The organism is Pseudomonas batumici, assembly GCF_036585405.1.
Taxonomy (GTDB): Bacteria; Pseudomonadota; Gammaproteobacteria; order Pseudomonadales; family Pseudomonadaceae; genus Aquipseudomonas; species Aquipseudomonas batumici.
In genome coordinates, this window is sequence record NZ_CP144470.1 from 4,748,629 (window position 1) to 4,766,376 (window position 17,748).

A 17,748-nucleotide genomic window follows, 5' to 3' on the forward strand; every position below is an offset into this window, starting at 1 on the left:
TTCTGATCTGCGTCAACGCTCTGGCGCTTGAATCTCCCAGAATCGACCGCATCTACTGGGGTATCTGGCAGGTTTCTTCATTCAGGTGTGTCCATCGCTCCGGCCTGCTCAAAAGGAAGGTGACTCATGCGTATAGACCGTTTAACCAGTAAATTGCAGTTGGCGTTATCGGATTCCCAATCCCTGGCGGTCGGCCTCGATCATCCGGCCATCGAGCCCGCACACTTGATGCAGGCCTTGCTGGAACAGCAGGGCGGCTCGATCAAGCCGCTGCTGATGCAGGTCGGTTTCGACGTCAACAGCCTGCGCAAGGAACTGAGCAAAGAGCTCGATCACTTGCCGAAAATCCAGAATCCCACCGGCGACGTGAACATGTCCCAGGATCTGGCGCGCCTGCTCAACCAGGCCGATCGCCTGGCCCAGCAGAAGGGCGACCAATTCATCTCCAGCGAACTGGTGCTGCTCGCCGCCATGGACGAGAACAGCAAGCTGGGCAAGTTGCTGCTCGGCCAGGGGGTGAGCAAGAAGGCCCTGGAAAACGCCATCAACAACCTGCGCGGCGGCGAGGCGGTCAATGACGCCAACGCCGAGGGCGCGCGCCAGGCCCTGGACAAGTACACCATCGACCTGACCAAGCGTGCCGAAGAGGGCAAGCTCGACCCGGTGATCGGCCGTGACGACGAGATCCGCCGCACGATCCAGGTGCTGCAACGCCGGACCAAGAACAACCCGGTGCTGATCGGCGAGCCCGGCGTGGGCAAGACCGCCATTGCCGAAGGCCTGGCCCAGCGCATCATCAATGGCGAAGTGCCGGATGGCCTGAAGGGCAAGCGCCTGCTGTCCCTGGACATGGGCGCGCTGATTGCCGGCGCCAAGTATCGCGGGGAATTCGAAGAGCGCCTGAAATCGCTGCTCAACGAGCTGTCGAAGCAGGAAGGGCAGATCATCCTGTTTATCGACGAACTGCACACCATGGTCGGCGCCGGCAAGGGCGAAGGCTCGATGGATGCGGGCAACATGCTCAAGCCGGCCTTGGCCCGTGGCGAGCTGCATTGCGTCGGGGCGACCACGCTCAATGAATATCGCCAATATATAGAGAAGGACGCGGCCCTCGAGCGGCGCTTCCAGAAGGTGCTGGTGGATGAGCCGAGCGAGGAGGACACCATTGCCATCCTCCGCGGCCTGAAAGAGCGTTATGAAGTGCACCACAAGGTGGCGATCACCGACGGTGCGATCATCGCCGCGGCCAAGCTCAGCCATCGCTACATCACCGACCGCCAGTTGCCGGACAAGGCCATCGACCTGATCGACGAGGCCGCCAGCCGTATCCGCATGGAGATCGACTCCAAGCCGGAAGTGCTGGACCGTCTGGAGCGTCGCCTGATCCAGCTCAAGGTCGAGTCCCAGGCCTTGAAGAAGGAAGACGACGAGGCGGCGAAAAAGCGCCTGGAAAAACTCCAGGAAGAAATTATCCGGCTGGAACGCGAGTACGCCGACCTGGAAGAGGTCTGGACCTCGGAAAAGGCCGAAGTGCAGGGTTCGGCGCAGATCCAGCAGAAAATCGAGCAGTCGCGCCAGGAACTGGAAACGGCGCGCCGCAAGGGCGACCTCAACCGCATGGCCGAGCTGCAATATGGGGTGATTCCGGACCTGGAGCGCAGCCTGCAGATGGTCGACCAGCACGGTCAGAGCGAGAACCAGTTGCTGCGCAGCAAGGTGACCGAAGAGGAAATCGCCGAAGTGGTGTCGAAGTGGACCGGGATCCCGGTGTCCAAGATGCTCGAAGGCGAGCGCGACAAGCTGTTGAAGATGGAGAGCCTGCTGCACCAGCGTGTGATCGGCCAGGACGAGGCGGTGGTGGCGGTGGCCAACGCGGTACGGCGTTCCCGGGCCGGCTTGTCCGATCCGAACCGGCCGAGCGGTTCCTTCATGTTCCTCGGCCCGACCGGCGTGGGCAAGACCGAGCTGTGCAAGGCGCTGGCCGAATTCCTCTTCGACACCGAGGAAGCCATGGTGCGCATCGACATGTCGGAGTTCATGGAGAAACACTCCGTGGCGCGTCTGATCGGGGCACCACCGGGCTACGTCGGTTATGAAGAGGGCGGTTACCTGACCGAGGCCGTGCGGCGCAAGCCTTACTCGGTGATCCTGCTGGACGAGGTCGAGAAGGCGCACCCGGATGTGTTCAACATCCTGCTGCAAGTGCTGGAAGACGGTCGCCTGACGGACAGCCACGGGCGTACCGTGGATTTCCGCAACACGGTGATCGTGATGACCTCCAACCTGGGCTCGGCGCAGATCCAGGAACTGGTGGGGGATCGCGAGGCCCAGCGAGCGGCGGTCATGGATGCGCTGAATACGCATTTCCGGCCGGAGTTCATCAACCGGGTCGACGAGGTGGTGATTTTCGAGCCGCTGGCACGGGATCAGATCGCCGGCATTACCGAGATCCAATTGGGACGCCTGCGCAGCCGCCTGGCGGAGCGCGAGCTGAAGCTGGAGCTGAGCGGCGAGGCTTTGGACAAGCTGATTGCAGTGGGTTACGACCCGGTCTATGGCGCGCGGCCGCTCAAGCGCGCGATCCAGCGCTGGATCGAGAACCCGTTGGCGCAACTGATCCTGTCGGGGCAGTTCCTGCCGGGGACGAGCGTGAAGGCAACGGTTGCCAACGACGAGATCGTGTTTGCCTGAGTGCCCGGGGATCTACGTGATCCCCTGTAGGAGCCAGCTTGCTGGCGATGAACGCAAGAGCAGCGCGGTGATCCAGATTCCCCGCGTTATCGTTGACGCCCATCGCCAGCAATCGAGCGTCGACCGGCTGCTCCTACAGTGGGGGCATGACATTTTCGAAGGCTTTTTTTTCGATAGGGCGTTGAACTCAAGGACAAAGGCTTGTAAAGTGCGCCCCGCAGTACGTCACCCCTCGGATTTCTCCCACAAGGGAAATCAGAAAAAAGATTGCAAATCATTGTCTTGAAAGCAATTTAGGGGGTTGACAGAGGTTTCCAAGGTTGTAGAATAGCGCGCCTCAGACAAGCGAACGCAGCGATGCAAAAGCCTGGTTGAGGAAGCTTTCAGCGATGGAAGCCTGCAGTAAAGGTTGTAACTTGAAATATGTAGTTCCGTGATAGCTCAGTCGGTAGAGCAAATGACTGTTAATCATTGGGTCCCAGGTTCGAGTCCTGGTCACGGAGCCAATTTCAAATCGGGGTATAGCGCAGTCCGGTAGCGCGCCTGCTTTGGGAGCAGGATGTCAGGAGTTCGAATCCCCTTACCCCGACCATTTTTGGGTCGTTAGCTCAGTTGGTAGAGCAGTTGGCTTTTAACCAATTGGTCGTAGGTTCGAATCCCACACGACCCACCATTTTTGAAACCAGTTCGCTGGAATCGAATCTTAAGAACAGAGGCCAAAAGCGCTGTTCGAAGAAGGCGCCTCTCAGGGGTGCCTTTTTTTTACCGGGGTATAGCGCAGTCCGGTAGCGCGCCTGCTTTGGGAGCAGGATGTCAGGAGTTCGAATCCCCTTACCCCGACCATCTTCAGAAAAAAAGCACCCGAAAGGGTGCTTTTTTTTGCCTGTATTTTACTCAAGGCTTTTGATCGCACTGGACGACGCAGGCCTTATAGGAGCCTGGCTTGCCAGCGAAGCTTTTAGCGGCCTCAAGGACCTCTGCTTCGCTGGCAAGCCCGCTATCAGTGCAGCTTCAAGCGCGGATCCGTACCCCGTCCGATCCGGCTGCCCAGCATCAGCATCAGGGTGCGGAAAGTGCCGTACAGCGCCATCTGGTGCATCCGGTACAGCGATATATAGAACATCCGCGCCAGCCAGCCCTCCAGCATCACGCTGCCGGTCAGGTTGCCCATCAGGTTGCCGACGGCGGAAAACCGCGACAGCGAAATCAGCGAGCCGTAGTCGGTATAGCGATACTCCGGCAGGGTCTTGCCTTCGATCCACAGTTTCAGCGACTTGGCCAGCAATGACGCCTGTTGATGCGCCGCCTGTGCCCGTGGCGGCACATTGCGGTCGCTTCCCGGTTGCGGGCAGGCCGCGCAGTCGCCGAAGGCAAAGATATTCTCGTCGCGGGTGGTCTGCAGGGTCGGCAATACCTGGAGCTGATTGATCCGGTTGGTTTCCAGGCCATCGATGTCCTTGAGAAAGCCCGGTGCGCGAATCCCTGCCGCCCAGACCTTGAGGCTCGCGGCAATCACCTGGCCGTCGGCGGTCACCAGGTTTTCGGCGGTGACTTCGCTCACGGCCGCATTGGTCATGACCCGCACCCCGAGTTTCTCCAGGGTCTTGTGCACCGGCCCGCCGATGCGCTCCGGCAGGGCCGGCAGTACGCGCGGGCCGGCCTCGATCAGGGTGATGTGCATGTTTTCCGGCTTGATGCGGTCCAGGCCGTAGGCCGCCAGCTCATGGGCGGCGTTATGCAGCTCGGCCGCCAGCTCCACGCCTGTGGCACCGGCACCGACGATCGCCACGCTGATCTGCTCGAGCGCATCGGTTTGCCCGGCATGGGCGCGCAGGTAGTGGTTGAGCAACTGCTGGTGGAAGCGCTCGGCCTGTTTGCGGGTGTCGAGGAACAGGCAGTGTTGCGCCGCGCCCTGGGTGCCGAAATCATTGGTGGTGCTGCCCACCGCGATCACCAGCGAGTCGTAGGCCAGTTCACGGGCAGGCAGCAGTTCCACGCCCTGTTCGTCGTAGGTGGCGGCCAACTGGATCTTTTTCTGTTCGCGGTCGAGCCCGCTCATGCGCCCCAGCTGGAACTCGAAGTGGTTCCATTTTGCCTGGGCGACATAGTTGAGCTCGTCGGCCGAAGAATTGAGGGAGCCGGCCGCCACTTCATGCAGCAGGGGTTTCCAGATATGGGTCAGGTTCGCGTCGACCAGCATGATGCTGGCAATGCCGCGCTTACCCAGGGTCTTACCCAGGCGGGTCGCCAACTCCAGGCCGCCGGCGCCGCCGCCGACGATCACGATACGATGGTTCATGGGGATATCTCGCAAGGCTAAAGGAAATCTTTGCCTGGGTTATCCGGGCGAGCGCGAGGCAGCTCATAGCACCAGGTAACTCAGGAGGCGGCTCAACAGGCCCAGGCCGATGACCGCGCTCAGCACCACCACCAGGAGCATCCACGGCCGAAAGGGCCGGCGCTCGACTTGGTGTTGGGGGAGCTGCAGATACTGATCGACATGCTGCTGGTCGTCGGGGTTCAGGCGGCTGGTCATAAGAGCCTCGTCAGATAGACGTCACTAGCGTGCTTTGTATCACTGGCGCGTTGATTGCGCCATGGGCTTACAAGCTGATGCCGACATCGAAAACGATGCTGCGCCCCAGATTGCCGCGCAGGAAGTCCGGGGCATCGGGGTGGGCGAACAGCACCCGGGCGAAGGTCGGGCCCACCAGCGACAGCGAGCGCCAGCCCTGGCGCAGGTATTCGGTCGGGGGCGGGAAGTGGCTGTTGAGGTCCAGCACTTCGCGCTTGAGGCTGGCGAAGGCGATGATATCCAGTTCAGCCAGGTCCAGCCCGCGCTCCTGGTAGTTGTGGGCTTTCTTGCGCAGGGTCGGCGCCAGCCGCTGCAGCAGTTCGGTGGCGGGAATGCGCCTGGGCTTGGCTTCGCGGCGTACCAGTTGGCTCAGGGAAAAGGCGCTGCGCCGGCGCTGCAACTCTTCGCGCCACTCATCGTTGAGCCGCCGGCCTTCGTCGAGAACGAAGAAGACCTCGAAGCAGGCGTCGCGAAACAGCACGTCCGGCGGCTCCTGGGCGGGGAGGAAGTCTTCGGCGCGGTAGGCAATGTTCAGCCCTTGCAGCAGGCGCTGGCAGACCCAACGCTCACGCTCCCATTTGCGGGCATTGGAAAGGAAGGTATTGGCTTGCTCGGCCTGTATGGTCAGCAAGCGTAAAAAATCCGAATCGTCCATGGCCCAAGCTTAGCGTCGAATCCGTAACGTCTGGAAGTGCGGGGAAAATTTTGTCGACGCGGTGCCGCGTAAAGGGCGGTGTAGACTGTAGGACTCAAGCAGGCCGGAGCGGCCGGGTGCTGTTATCGAGTCCACGGAGGGTGAGGATGTCCTTATGATCGGCGCGCAACTGTTGTCGCCCGCCAGCCTGGTCATCGGCTGGCTGATCTATCTGCCGGTGATTGTCTGGGCGATCTGGCGTTCGCCCTGGGTCGAGCTGTTCACCGACAGTCGCCGCCAGCACCTGCTGTTCGGGACGGTCTTCGCCCTGTTCCTGCTCTGGCTGGTGCGGCGCGACTTCGACACCGGGGTGTCCTATCACTTCATCGGCCTGACGGCGGTGACCCTGCTGCTGGACTGGCCGCTGGCAATTGTCGGCGGCCTGGTGGCGCAGCTCGGTCTCGTGCTGCTGGGTCACCAGGACCTGGCGGCGCTCGGGGTCAATGGCACCTTGCTGATCCTGTTGCCGGTGCTGGTGACGGAGACCTGCGCGATCCTGGTGGAGCGGGCGCAGCCGCGTAATCCCTTTGTGTATATCTTCTGCTCGGGCTTTTTCGCCGCGGCCCTGGCGGCCTTGCTCTGCCTGCTGTCGACCCTGGGCTTGCTGTGGTTCGACGAGCGTTTCGCCCTGCCGGAGTGGCTGGAGGATTTTGTCGGCTACTTGTGGCTGCTGATTTTTCCCGAGGCCTTTATCAACGGCATGGTGGTCAGCGCGCTGGTGGTGTTCTGTCCGGAGTGGCTGGAAACCTTCAATCGCACGCGCTACCTGTCGGCGCCCTGGAAGGACAATGAGCCCCGTTGACCTGGGTCAATCCCGTTGGATCGTCCCGCGACCATGCTGCGGAAAAAACCGGGAGCAAGGTCATGAGTGTGTACGAATGGGCGCGTCAGGAAGTGCGGGCCAGCCTGGAGGCGGCGCAGGTGGCGGGGTTCGAGCCGGGGCTGGGCCTGCGCGCCTTGCTCAGCGCGGTGGTGCAGCAGAGCAAGGCGGTGCGCAGTGCGGAGGATCTGGCGGACGAACTGCAATTTCTCGCCGAGAACCTCGATGACGACCAGGACTACGGTTTCATGCGGCCCTGATCTTTTGACGGTCAGTGGGCGCGGGGCGGTAGATCGTCGGAGAACAGATCGTCCTCGGCGTCGGGGCTGACGGGAATCTTGTGTTCCTCCGAGGCCCAGGCGCCGAGGTCGATCAGTTTGCAGCGGTCGGAGCAGAACGGCCGCTGCGGATTGGCGGCGGTCCATTCCACGGGGGCGCCGCAGGTCGGGCATTCAACGGTCAAGGGTTGGCTCATGGGTGGCCTCCACGCAAAGTCAGATAAAAGTGATGCAGGCGCTCGACCTCGCTGTGCAGCCAGGCCAGGTCGCGGTCGTTGACCAGCACATCGTCGGCATGGCGCAGGCGTTCTTCACGACTGGCCTGGACCTTGAGGATGGCTTGCACCTGTTGTTCGCTGGTCTGGTCCCGTTGCAGGGTGCGCTGGATCTGCAGCGCCTGCGGGGCATCGATCACCAGCACCCGTTGGGTGTTCTTGTATTGTCCTGATTCGACCAGAAGCGGCGACACGAGGATCGCGTAGGGCGATTGCGCGCGGGCCAGGTGGCTGGTGATTTCCTCGCCGATCAGCGGATGCAGCAGGGCTTCGAGCCAGCGTCGCTGTTCCGGCGCTTCGAAGATCAGCGCGCGCAGGGCGCCGCGGTCCAGCTGGCCATCGGCTTGAAGCACACCGGGACCGAAGTGCTCGACGATCTTTTCCAGCGCCGGACGACCGGGCTCCACCACCCAGCGGGCGGCGTGATCGGCGTCCACGGTATGGATGCCGAGATCGCTGAAGTGTTGGGCCGCTGCGCTCTTGCCGCTACCGATGCCGCCGGTGAGGCCGAGAATCCAGGGTTTTGAAGCGGGTTTGGTCATTTGAAACCGGCAAACTGCAGATAGGAAGTGGTTATTTGACCACCCCAGAGCAAGGCAATCCAGCCGGCAATCGCCAGATAGGGACCGAAGGGGATCGGGGTCGAGGTCTGGGCGTTGCGCAGGCGCAGCAGAATCAGGCCAAGCACGGCGCCCACCAGGGATGACAGCAGGATGGTCAGCGGCAGGATCTGCCAGCCGCCCCAGGCACCGAGCATTGCCAGCAGCTTGAAGTCGCCATGGCCCATGCCTTCCTTACCGGTGAGCAGCTTGAACAGCCAGTAGACGGACCAGAGGCTCAGGTAGCCGGCCACGGCACCCCACAGGGCGTTGTCCAGGCTGGTGAAGAGGCCGAAGTGGTTGGCGATCAGGCCGAGCCAGAGCAGCGGCAGGACCAGGGCGTCAGGCAGCAGTTGGTGATCGGCGTCGATCAGGCTCATGGCCAACAGGCCCCAGCTCAGCACCAGCATCAGGCCGGCGGGCCAGCCGAAACCGAAATGCCAGGCGACAAAGGCCGAGAGCAGGCCGCAGGCCAGTTCGGTCAGCGGATAGCGTTTGCCGATGGGGGCCTTGCAGCTGGAGCATTTGCCGCGCAGCAGGGCGTAGCTGATCAGCGGGAGATTTTCCCAGGCGCGGATCTGGTGATTGCAGTGCGGGCAATGGGAGTGGGGCAGTATCAGGTTGTAGGTCGGGCCGGGCGCGGGTTGGGGCAGGCCGAGGACTTCGTGGGCCTGGGTGCGCCAGTCGCGTTCGAGCATTTTCGGCAGGCGCCAGATCACGACGTTGAGGAAACTGCCGACGATCAGGCCGAGGAGCAGGGCGAATGCAACGAAGGCCAGCGGGTTGCTGGCCAGGAAGTCGGGTAGGGGCATTGATTAAACCACTTGGCCAAGCTTGAAAATGGGCAGGTACATGGCGATCACCAGGCCGCCGACGATGACGCCGAGCACAGCCATGATGATGGGTTCCATCAGGGTGGTGAGGCTGTCGACCATGTTATCGACTTCGCCCTCGTAGTAGGTCGCGACCTTGTCGAGCATAGCGTCCAGGGCGCCGGATTCCTCGCCGATGGCGGTCATCTGGATGGCCATGCTCGGGAATACTCCGGTCGCCCGCATGGAGAAGTTCAACTGCATACCAGTAGAAACGTCCTGCTTGATACGGTGGACCGCATTTCTGAAGATCACATTACCGGTGGCACCGGCCACGGAATCGAGGGCTTCAACCAGTGGCACGCCGGCGGCGAAGGTTGTCGAGAGGGTGCGGGCGTAGCGTGCCACGGCGGATTTATACAGCAGCCCACCGATGATCGGGAACTTCAGCAGTGTTCTGTCCATCCAGTTGCGAAAGCGCTCGGATGTCTTGTGTGCCCGTCTCAGGCAATAGATAGCTGCAACCAGCGCCACAATAATGATCCACCACCACTCTTGCACGATGTTGGAGAGCCCTATCACCATCAGGGTGAAGGCCGGAAGCTCCGCGCCAAAACTCTTGAAGATCGTCTGGAACTGCGGAACGACTTTGATTAGCAGAATCCCAGAAACGATAATCGCCACGAGCACGACGGCAATAGGGTAGTTCATCGCCTTCTTGATCTTGGCTTTCAGGGCTTCGGTTTTCTCCTTGTAGGTCGCAACCCGCTCCAGCAGGCTTTCCAGTGCGCCTGCCTGTTCGCCCGCATCCACCAGGTTGCAGTACAAATCATCGAAATATTCCGGCTTCTTACGCAAGGATGTCGCGAAGCTGTTGCCGGCGGCGACTTCCTGCTTGATATCGTCCACCAGCTTGCGCATGTTCGGATTCTCGAAGCCCTCGCCGATGATGTCGAAGGACTGCAGCAACGGCACACCAGCTTTCATCATCGTCGCCATCTGGCGGGTGAACAGGGCAATGTCCAAGGGCTTGATGCGCTTGCCCTTGCTGAAGATCGAGTTGCTTTTTTTCCGCACTTTGCCCGGGTTGATGCCTTGCTTGCGCAGTTGTGCTTTGACCAGTGCCGGGTTATGGCCGGTGAGTTCACCGGACATTTTATTACCCTTCTTGTCGGTCCCTTCCCAGGCATAAAGGCTGACTTTGACTGCTTTGGTCGCCATGGTTTAGTCCTTGGTCACGCGATTGACTTCTTCCAGGCTGGTCAGCCCGTGCATGGCTTTTTGCAGGCCCGAGGTGCGTAGGTCATTGAAGCCGTCCTTGCGCATCTGGGTGGCGATCTCGATGGAGTTGCCTTCGGCCATGATCAACCGTTGCAGGTCCGGGGTGTTCTTGACCACTTCGTAAATCCCGACCCGACCTTTGTAGCCGCCGTTGCATTGCTCACAACCAACGGGTTCGTAGATCTTGAAGGTGCCGATTTTCTCCGGCGGGAAACCTTCCTTGATCAGTGCCTCCTCGGGGACATCGATTTCCTTCTTGCAGTAGGTACAGAGTTTGCGTGCCAGTCGCTGGGCGATGATCAGGTTCACCGAGGTGGCGATGTTGAAACCGGGAATGCCCATGTTGTGCAGGCGCGTCAGGGTTTCCGCCGCGCTGTTGGTATGCAGGGTGGACAGGACCATGTGGCCGGTCTGGGCGGCCTTGATGGCGATCTCGGCGGTTTCCAGGTCGCGGATCTCTCCGACCATGATCACATCCGGGTCCTGGCGCAGGAACGAGCGCAGGGCCTGGGCGAAGTCCAGGCCCTGTTTGGGATTGACGTTGACCTGGTTGATGCCTTCCATGTTGATTTCCACCGGGTCTTCGGCGGTGGAGATATTGATGTCCACGGTATTGAGGATATTCAGGCCGGTGTAGAGCGAAACGGTTTTGCCCGAGCCGGTGGGGCCGGTGACCAGGATCATGCCCTGCGGTTGTTTCAGGGCCGCCATATAGAGGTCTTTCTGATCCGGTTCGTATCCGAGCGCATCAATACCCATCTGGGCACTGGACGGGTCGAGGATCCGCATCACGATCTTTTCGCCCCACAGCGTCGGCAGGGTGTTTACCCGGAAGTCGATGGCTTTGGTCTTCGAGATGCGCATTTTGATCCGGCCATCCTGGGGTTTGCGGCGTTCGGAGATATCCAGGCTGGCCATGACTTTCAGGCGTGCGGCGATGCGGGTGGCGAGATGGATCGGCGGTTTGGCGACTTCGCGCAGGATGCCGTCGGTGCGCAGGCGAACGCGGTAGACCTTTTCATAGGGCTCGAAGTGCAAGTCCGAGGAGCCACCCTTGATGGCGTCCAGCAGCATCTTGTTGACGAAGCGCACCACCGGGGCATCGTCGGCATCCTGGCCGGCAATCTGTTCCTGCTTCTTGTCGTCGACCGATTCGATATCCAAACCTTCAAGGTCGACGTCCCCCATCTCTTCAAAACCGGTGGAGTTGCTGTCGAAAAACTTGTCGATTGCGTCGGTGAGCTTGTCGTCCTCTACCAGAATGGCCTCGGTCGTGAGACCGGTGCTGAACTGGATATCGGTAATCGCTTGATGATTGCTAGGATCGGATATGCCGACGAACAACTTATTGCCGCGTCGCCAGAGTGGCAGGACATGGTGCTGGCGGATCAGCTTCTCGCTGACCAGGCCTTTGGGCTGGCTTTCCTTGTCGAGACAGTTCAGGTCGAGCAGGGCAACACCGAAATGCTCCGAGGCGATTTCCGCGACCTGGCGGCTTTTGACCAGTTTGTTCTGGACCAGATAGCTGACGAGGGACACCCGATTGCGCTGGGCCTGTTGATACGCCTGCTGAGCGTTCTTGTCGGTAATCAGCTCGGCGGCAACCAGTTGCTTGGCCAGACCGGAAAGGGCGATATCGTTCATTTGAGCACCAAACACAAACAGTCGGAGTCTTATAGCGTAGTCGGGCGATGGTGCCAAATCGGGGGCGGGTCGGTGACAAAAAATGTCAGGTTTTGTTGTTCTGAGGCAGCGTTCAGAGCGTGGAAGGGCATTTCAACACGTACTGGGCTGCATGGCGGGGCATGGCACGGGCTGTGCTAATCGTTACAGGAGTCATCACGCCTTTGCTCACGTTTGGAGACGAAATATGAATGCTCAAAAGGGTTTCACCTTGATCGAACTGATGATCGTTGTGGCGATCATCGGCATTTTGGCGGCGATTGCGTTGCCTGCGTATAACACCTATACACAAAAGGCCCACTTTGCCGAGGTCATTTCGATTGCGGATGGATACAAGAGTGCTGTGGCAGTTTGCATGGTAGAAAACGCAAACTCGAGCGGCAGTCTGTGTGGTGCGGGCTCAAATGGTGTGCCGGCAGTAATGGTGTCGACCAGCGTGTCTTCGATGACGGTCGCGAATGGGCTTATCTCAATGACCGCGACAAATGCTGCAGGCGGTTACACCTACACGCTTCAGGCTAACACGTCAGGTAATGCGATTACGTGGACTGTTGGTGGGACCTGCTTGAACGCTGGTTTCTGCAGATAATATTTAATGTTACGCGTGAGACCTAAAGGCCCTGCGTAGTGAAATAAAACCGGCATTCCCTTCAAGGCATGCCGGTTTTTATAAGCGCTGAGCGTTTGAAAGACTGAATATAGGAACGCTATGGTTTCGCGCCGATTGGTTTTTTTGTTGCTTGCCGTTCTTTCCGCGGGCCTGTTGTTGATACTTTGCTTTTCCTTCCTGAATAATCCCTTGGTTTTTGACGATGAAGCTTTTTTTCGGGAAGGTGGTCCCGCGGCGCAGCTATCCGCGACGTCTAACCTGGCTCCACGGTTCTGGGTATACGACTCCATGGCCGCGAGCTTCGTCTATCTCAGTGACAAGATCATCTGGTTGCGAGTGGGGAATCTGATTCTTCATGGTTGCACGGCTTTGGTGCTCTTCGGTTTTATTCGTCAGCTCCTCAATAGCTTGGAGAGACGCGCCTCTTTTTTTCTGAATACAGATACGGCGGCCTTTATCGTCGCTTTTCTATTTGCCATACATCCGCTGGCCATTCAGACCCAGGGTTACCTCATCCAGCGCACCATCGTGTGTGCCACTCTTTTTGGTCTGCTGGGGCTATGGGCTTTCTGGCAGGGACTTGGTGGGAAGCGCTGGGCTCTTTGGACGTCCTGTCTGTGCATGCTGTTGGCCCTGTATGCCAAAGAGCATGCGGTGATGTTACCGGCGCTGTGCTTCCTGTTATGGGTATTGTACCGCCGTAGCCGATTCTCCTCGCAGTTTGCTACCGGGGAGATTTTTTCGGTATTGGCGGTTCAAGCGATCATTGCCGTGTCCGTCATACTCTGGTCCAAGGGTGTGATCGGTAATGCCTATGAGATCAAGATTGAAGAAGTGCTCAGTGATGAGGCCTTCCAGCCGAATGGCTCGCTTTATGTGTTGAGCGTGTTGAACCAGATGGGACTGTTCTTCAAGTACCTCTCGGTCCTGGCCTTGCCTCAGGGGAGTGCCATGGGGCTTGATCTTCGAGTGCCTTTTCCTCTGGGATACGGTGTCTGGTGGACTTGGGTTGGTCTGGTGGCGTTTGTTGCCTATGGCTTGGCAGCCTTCATATTGCTGCTGCGTGGAGCGAGTAAAGGTCTCCTGGGGTTCGCGCTACTGTTCCCATGGGTACTGTTTGCGACGGAGTTGGTATCAGTCCGATTGCAGGAGCCTTTTGTGCTGTATCGCAGCTATCTCTGGATTCCTGGGTTGTTTATTGCCTTGGCGTTGGGGCTGCGGCGACTCAAGAAAATATATCTGTTCACCCTGACTCCTGTTTTTGCACTTTATCTGTTTGGGCTTTCCTATGATCGCTTGATGACCTTGTCTGCACCTGTATTGGTGTGGAATGAAGCAGTGCAATACTATGAGGGGCAGGGCGACAAGCCGGGACTTTTTGGCGGTTACCGGATTTATTATAATCTGGGGGCCAACTACCTCGATAAGGGGATCGTTGATTTGGCATCGAAGAATATTGATAAAGCAATCACGCTGAAGCCGAAATATGAATATGCCCATTATCAACGGGGCAAAATTTTTCTTTTGCTTGGAAAGGCAGCAGAAGCCAAGTTGGAGTTCGAGCGTGCCATAAGCCTCAGACCTAGTTATACAAGCCCTTACATAGGTATGGCTGACGCCTTGAAAAGCTTGGGGCAGCCTGATGAGGCTCAGCGTTACCTTGAGCTTGGATGCAATCAAGGTAGCCCGCTTGCCTGCAAGCGGGCACACCCCGCGCCACTTTTGATGTTGACTCCGAAAGCCTGATGCGTCTGTAAGCAGACTGAAATGGACATTTCGAGGTCGTAATGGACGCTACCTGGACTGGGCGGACAAAGATTTGGCTGGTACTCACGCTGCTCATCACTGCCGTGATGGTCTTTGGGCACGGTCTGGGCGGGCATACGCTTCAGCGTCTTGGGCAAGTTGTCGTTGCCGGTACGGCGGTAGTTTTTCTATTTTGCTGCCGAACGTCCTACGCGGTCGCTCTTGTTGATCGGCCCGCGCTCCTGGCCTGCGGGCTGGTCTTGCTGGCAGGCATCGTCTCTTCCCTTTATGCGCATCAGCCACTCTGGGCACTCACTGAGATCGCTTTGCTTGCTGCCTCTTGCTGCTGCGCTGAAGCCTTTGCCTATACACGTCGATCCAGCGGGGTATCCGCTGATCGACTGTTGCTGCTGTTTGTCGTGTTTATCTGCGCCTTCAAGAGCTTTGACTTCCTGACATTGGCATTCCATTCGTTTGTCGCTGGCACAGGGATACTGGACACCGGCGGGCTTCTGAGCGGCTTCTCCAACAAACGCTTCTACGGCCAGTTCCAGACCTTCACCCTGCCGCTTTTAGCGCTCCCACTTTTGCTGTCTACCACCAAACGTTCTACCCAAGTCTGGGGGTTCTCGCTCCTGAGTCTCTGGTGGCTGATCGCGGTGGCTGGTGGTACTCGCGGCACTTGGCTGGGCATGGGCGTAGCTGCCTGTGGGCTGTTTATCTGCGGTCACTCCGGCAGGCGATGGATCACCTGGCAGGTGCTCGCAGTCCTGGTGTGTGTGGCGCTTTACTGGCTGTTGTTCAGTGTTCTCGCCGGTTACCTCGGCATGGAGGTAAGCAACGCCGCCAGCGAGCGCCTGACCACCACGCTCTCCGACCGAGGTCCGCTCTGGCAACAGGCATGGGAGATGATCCGCGAACATCCCTGGCTCGGCTTCGGCCCCATGCATTTCGCCGATATCCACAACCCCATCGCCGCCCATCCGCATCAGGCCATCCTGCAATGGGCCAGCGAATGGGGCGTCCCCTCCACCTTGCTGGTCATGGGGTTGGTCGGACGGGGCCTGTGGGTCACCTTCCGCCTGATTCGCGAACGCTCGATGTCAGACGATCCGACCGACCTACTGCGCCTGTGCCTCTTCGCCAGCCTGATCGGTGCCCTGACCCAATCCATGGTCGATGGGGTGATCGTGATGCCGTACTCCCAGCTCTGGCTGTCGCTGGTGATCGGTTGGTTGATGGGCATTCACGTCTGGAAGGGCGAGCCCGCCAAGCCCAATGCCTTTATCCACTGGTTCTGGATGGGCATCAGCACCGCCGTCGTGCTGTTCCTGGCCTATGTGGTGATCCGCGACTTTCCCCATCTGGACGAACGCAACAAACTCTACCAGCAGCAATACGGCGGCCATTTCCAACCGCGTTTCTGGACCCAGGGCGTGATCGCGATCAAGCTCGAGTAGCTTGCCCGCTACGGCGTCGGATGCTAGCTTTAGGGCCACGCCGGTGTAGCTCAGTCGGTAGAGCAGCGCACTCGTAACGCGAAGGTCGTAGGTTCGATTCCTATCTCCGGCACCAGATTCATTCACGTCCGAAAATGGCGAGAACAGCCCCATCACCGGTGCTAGTCTCTGCCCATGAACACGACCCTTGCTTCCTCATTCCCCTCCGCCGAGATCTGCGAAAAGGCTCGCCTGAGCCGCGATGCGCGCTTCGATGGAGTGTTTTTCACCGCCGTTCTCAGCACTCGGATCTATTGCCGTCCCGTCTGCCCGGCGCGCCCGCCCAAGGTCGAGAATGTGCAGTACTACCCCAGTGCTGCCGCCGCCGAGGCACTGGGCTTTCGGCCCTGCCTGCGTTGCCGTCCCGAACTGGCGCCGGGTAACAATATCTGGCTGCATGGCGAACATCTGGTGGCCCGTGGGCTGAAGCTGATCCACGAAGGTTTTCTCGCCGAACAGTCCCTCGACGACCTGGCCGCCCGACTCGATGTCGGCGCCCGGCAATTGCGGCGCCTGTTCGTCAGGCACCTCGGCGCACCGCCCATTGCGGTCCATGCCACCCAGCGCTTGTTGTTCGCCAAGCAACTGCTGACCGAAACCGCGCTGCCGATCACCGAAGTGGCACTGGCCTCGGGCTTCCAGAGCCTGCGCCGCTTCAACTCGGCCTTTGCCGAGGCCAACCATGCGCCGCCCCGGGAGTTTCGTCGCAAGCCGCTGGCCAATGCCAACAATGCCCTGGTCCTGCGCCTGGGCTATCGGCCACCCTACGATTTCAAGGCACTGCTGGCTTTCCTCGGCAGCAGGGCATTGCCGGGCATCGAGGTGGTCGACGAGCACGGCTACAAACGAGTCTTCGGCAACCATGAGTCGCCCAGTTGGCTGCAGGTCAGCGCTTGGCCGAATGGCGCCCATGCCCTGAAGCTGGAGCTGTTCAATGTCCCACCCGGCCAGATGCTGCCGGTGGTCACGCGGATTCGCCGGATGTTCGACCTGGACGCCGACCCGCAGGCCATCGTCGCCACCCTGGGCGCCAGCCCGGTGCTCGCGCCGCTGGTCGAACGCTATCCCGGGCAGCGCCTGCCCGGCGGCTGGGACGGTTTCGAGATTTCGGTACGGGCGGTGCTGGGGCAGCAGGTCAGTGTGGCGGCTGCCCGAACCCTGGCGTCGCGACTGTTGAGCCGTTTCGGCACTGTCCTTGAAGCGCCGCCGGCTCCCGGTCTGGATCGGCTGTTTCCGGCACCTGAACAATTGGTCGAAGCAGACTTGGGCTCCATCGGTGTGATCAGGACGCGCACCGCCACCATCCAGGGGATCGCCCGGGCCTTGCTGGACGGTCGGGTGAGTTTTCGGACAGAACAACGTCTCGATGATTTCGTCAAAAGCTGGGTCGCGCTGCCGGGCATTGGCGAATGGACCGCACACTACATCGCCATGCGCGCGCTCAATCATCCCGACGCCTTCCCGGCGGCGGACCTGATTCTGCGTCGTGAGGTGGTCAGGGATGTGCCGCCCTTGAGTACCAAGGCCCTGGAAGTGCTCGCCGAAGACTGGCGGCCGTGGCGCGCCTATACGGTGATGTACCTGTGGCGTGGGGCGAGCGAGGCAGAATCGATACGCAGGAGTCAAAAATGACAGCAAGCCGGATTTACTACGACATCATCCCTTCGCCCATCGGCCCGCTGATGCTGGTGGCCGATGACGACGGGCTGCGCGAAGTGCGCTTCGAGCTGGACTATCGGCCGCAGACGCCCTTGGAAGGTTGGTTGCATGCGCCGGACAAGCTGGCGCAGGTGCGTACGCAGTTGGAGGAATACTTTGCCGGCGAGCGCGTCGAGTTCGATCTGAAACTCAATATGTTGGGGACGGATTTTCAGAAAGATGTCTGGCAGGCCCTGGTGACCATTCCCTACGGCGTGACCACCAGCTATGGCGAAATTTCCCGGCAGATCAATCGACCCAAGGCGTCACGGGCGGTCGGGGCGGCCAATGGACGCAATCCGGTGCCGGTGATCGTGCCTTGCCATCGGGTGATTGGCAGCAACGGTACGCTGACCGGATTCGGTGGCGGGCTAGCGGCAAAGCAATGGCTGCTGGAGCATGAGGCGCAGCGCTTTTCGTTGCGTTAAGCCGAGATTGGCCCTTGCTTGCGCGGACGGCACGGTCATTGTGGGAGCCGGCTTGCTGC

The 17,748-nt window shown here is 59.9% G+C and carries 16 protein-coding genes and 5 tRNA genes; 13 read left to right on the forward strand and 8 right to left on the reverse strand.

Annotated elements, in window-relative coordinates:
* Positions 1-126: 126 nt before the first annotated feature.
* The 5 genes from clpB (at position 127) to NUH87_RS21680 (ending at position 3,534) form a co-directional block, all read left to right on the forward strand.
* Positions 127-2,691 (forward strand): ATP-dependent chaperone ClpB, encoded by a 2,565-nt coding sequence (gene clpB / locus NUH87_RS21660; RefSeq protein ID WP_338522614.1) that lies wholly within the window; start codon positions 127-129, stop codon positions 2,689-2,691.
* A 430-nt stretch (positions 2,692-3,121) separates the two neighbouring features.
* Positions 3,122-3,197, forward strand: a tRNA-Asn gene (locus NUH87_RS21665).
* Positions 3,198-3,206: 9 nt separating this feature from the next.
* Positions 3,207-3,283, forward strand: a tRNA-Pro gene (locus tag NUH87_RS21670).
* Between the two features lie 5 nt (positions 3,284-3,288).
* Positions 3,289-3,364 (forward strand) — tRNA-Lys (locus tag NUH87_RS21675).
* A 93-nt stretch (positions 3,365-3,457) separates the two neighbouring features.
* Positions 3,458-3,534 (forward strand) — tRNA-Pro (locus NUH87_RS21680).
* Positions 3,535-3,691: 157 nt separating this feature from the next.
* Here NUH87_RS21680 and NUH87_RS21685 read toward each other — a convergent pair.
* The 3 genes from NUH87_RS21685 to NUH87_RS21695 form a co-directional block, all read right to left on the reverse strand.
* Positions 3,692-4,990: an NAD(P)/FAD-dependent oxidoreductase gene (locus NUH87_RS21685; RefSeq protein ID WP_338522615.1), complete on the reverse strand. Its 1,299-nt coding sequence runs from the start codon at positions 4,988-4,990 to the stop codon at positions 3,692-3,694.
* A gap of 63 nt (positions 4,991-5,053) precedes the next feature.
* The gene (locus tag NUH87_RS21690) at positions 5,054-5,227 is read right to left on the reverse strand and encodes a DUF3094 family protein (protein WP_338522616.1); all 174 of its coding nucleotides are present in this window, start codon (positions 5,225-5,227) and stop codon (positions 5,054-5,056) included.
* A gap of 67 nt (positions 5,228-5,294) precedes the next feature.
* Positions 5,295-5,921: a DUF1780 domain-containing protein gene (locus NUH87_RS21695; RefSeq protein WP_040071051.1), complete on the reverse strand. Its 627-nt coding sequence runs from the start codon at positions 5,919-5,921 to the stop codon at positions 5,295-5,297.
* Positions 5,922-6,075: 154 nt separating this feature from the next.
* On the opposite strand from NUH87_RS21695, the gene NUH87_RS21700 reads away from it, so the two are divergent.
* Both NUH87_RS21700 and NUH87_RS21705 read left to right on the forward strand, forming a co-directional pair.
* Positions 6,076-6,762 carry an energy-coupling factor ABC transporter permease gene (locus tag NUH87_RS21700; RefSeq protein WP_338522617.1) on the forward strand — a complete coding sequence of 229 codons (687 nt, stop codon included), beginning with the start codon at positions 6,076-6,078 and terminating at the stop codon, positions 6,760-6,762.
* Positions 6,763-6,824: 62 nt separating this feature from the next.
* Positions 6,825-7,040: a hypothetical protein gene (locus NUH87_RS21705; RefSeq protein ID WP_338522618.1), complete on the forward strand. Its 216-nt coding sequence runs from the start codon at positions 6,825-6,827 to the stop codon at positions 7,038-7,040.
* Positions 7,041-7,051: 11 nt separating this feature from the next.
* Here the strand turns inward: NUH87_RS21705 and yacG are convergent, their stop codons facing one another.
* From yacG to pilB, 5 genes are read right to left on the reverse strand one after another with little or no spacing between them, the layout of a single operon-like run.
* The gene (gene yacG / locus NUH87_RS21710) at positions 7,052-7,255 is read right to left on the reverse strand and encodes a DNA gyrase inhibitor YacG (RefSeq protein WP_040071046.1); all 204 of its coding nucleotides are present in this window, start codon (positions 7,253-7,255) and stop codon (positions 7,052-7,054) included.
* Positions 7,252-7,875, reverse strand: coding sequence for a dephospho-CoA kinase (gene coaE, locus NUH87_RS21715; RefSeq protein ID WP_338522619.1), 624 nt, complete (start codon positions 7,873-7,875; stop codon positions 7,252-7,254). The genes yacG and coaE overlap by 4 nt, the downstream gene beginning before the upstream one ends.
* Positions 7,872-8,744: an A24 family peptidase gene (locus NUH87_RS21720; protein ID WP_338522620.1), complete on the reverse strand. Its 873-nt coding sequence runs from the start codon at positions 8,742-8,744 to the stop codon at positions 7,872-7,874. Before NUH87_RS21720 ends, coaE begins: the two co-directional genes overlap by 4 nt.
* 3 nt (positions 8,745-8,747) lie before the next feature.
* Positions 8,748-9,965, reverse strand: a complete 1,218-nt coding sequence (locus NUH87_RS21725) for a type II secretion system F family protein (protein ID WP_338522621.1) — start codon at positions 9,963-9,965, stop codon at positions 8,748-8,750.
* Between the two features lie 3 nt (positions 9,966-9,968).
* Positions 9,969-11,669: a type IV-A pilus assembly ATPase PilB gene (gene pilB / locus NUH87_RS21730; protein WP_338522622.1), complete on the reverse strand. Its 1,701-nt coding sequence runs from the start codon at positions 11,667-11,669 to the stop codon at positions 9,969-9,971.
* Positions 11,670-11,895: 226 nt separating this feature from the next.
* Between pilB and NUH87_RS21735 the strand changes: the two genes are divergently transcribed.
* From NUH87_RS21735 to NUH87_RS21760, 6 genes are all read left to right on the forward strand, one after another.
* Entirely contained in the window at positions 11,896-12,297 is a 402-nt protein-coding gene (locus tag NUH87_RS21735) for a pilin (RefSeq protein ID WP_338522623.1), read from the forward strand.
* A gap of 120 nt (positions 12,298-12,417) precedes the next feature.
* Positions 12,418-14,064 (forward strand): hypothetical protein, encoded by a 1,647-nt coding sequence (locus NUH87_RS21740; protein WP_338522625.1) that lies wholly within the window; start codon positions 12,418-12,420, stop codon positions 14,062-14,064.
* Positions 14,065-14,105: 41 nt separating this feature from the next.
* Positions 14,106-15,524, forward strand: a complete 1,419-nt coding sequence (locus NUH87_RS21745) for an O-antigen ligase family protein (protein WP_422393875.1) — start codon at positions 14,106-14,108, stop codon at positions 15,522-15,524.
* A gap of 39 nt (positions 15,525-15,563) precedes the next feature.
* A tRNA-Thr gene (locus NUH87_RS21750) sits at positions 15,564-15,639 on the forward strand.
* Positions 15,640-15,698: 59 nt separating this feature from the next.
* On the forward strand, positions 15,699-17,195 hold the full coding sequence (locus tag NUH87_RS21755; protein WP_338522627.1) for a DNA-3-methyladenine glycosylase 2 family protein: 1,497 nt from the start codon (positions 15,699-15,701) through the stop codon (positions 17,193-17,195).
* The gene (locus tag NUH87_RS21760) at positions 17,192-17,689 is read left to right on the forward strand and encodes a methylated-DNA--[protein]-cysteine S-methyltransferase (RefSeq protein WP_338522628.1); all 498 of its coding nucleotides are present in this window, start codon (positions 17,192-17,194) and stop codon (positions 17,687-17,689) included. The genes NUH87_RS21755 and NUH87_RS21760 overlap by 4 nt, the downstream gene beginning before the upstream one ends.
* Positions 17,690-17,748 lie beyond the last annotated feature (59 nt).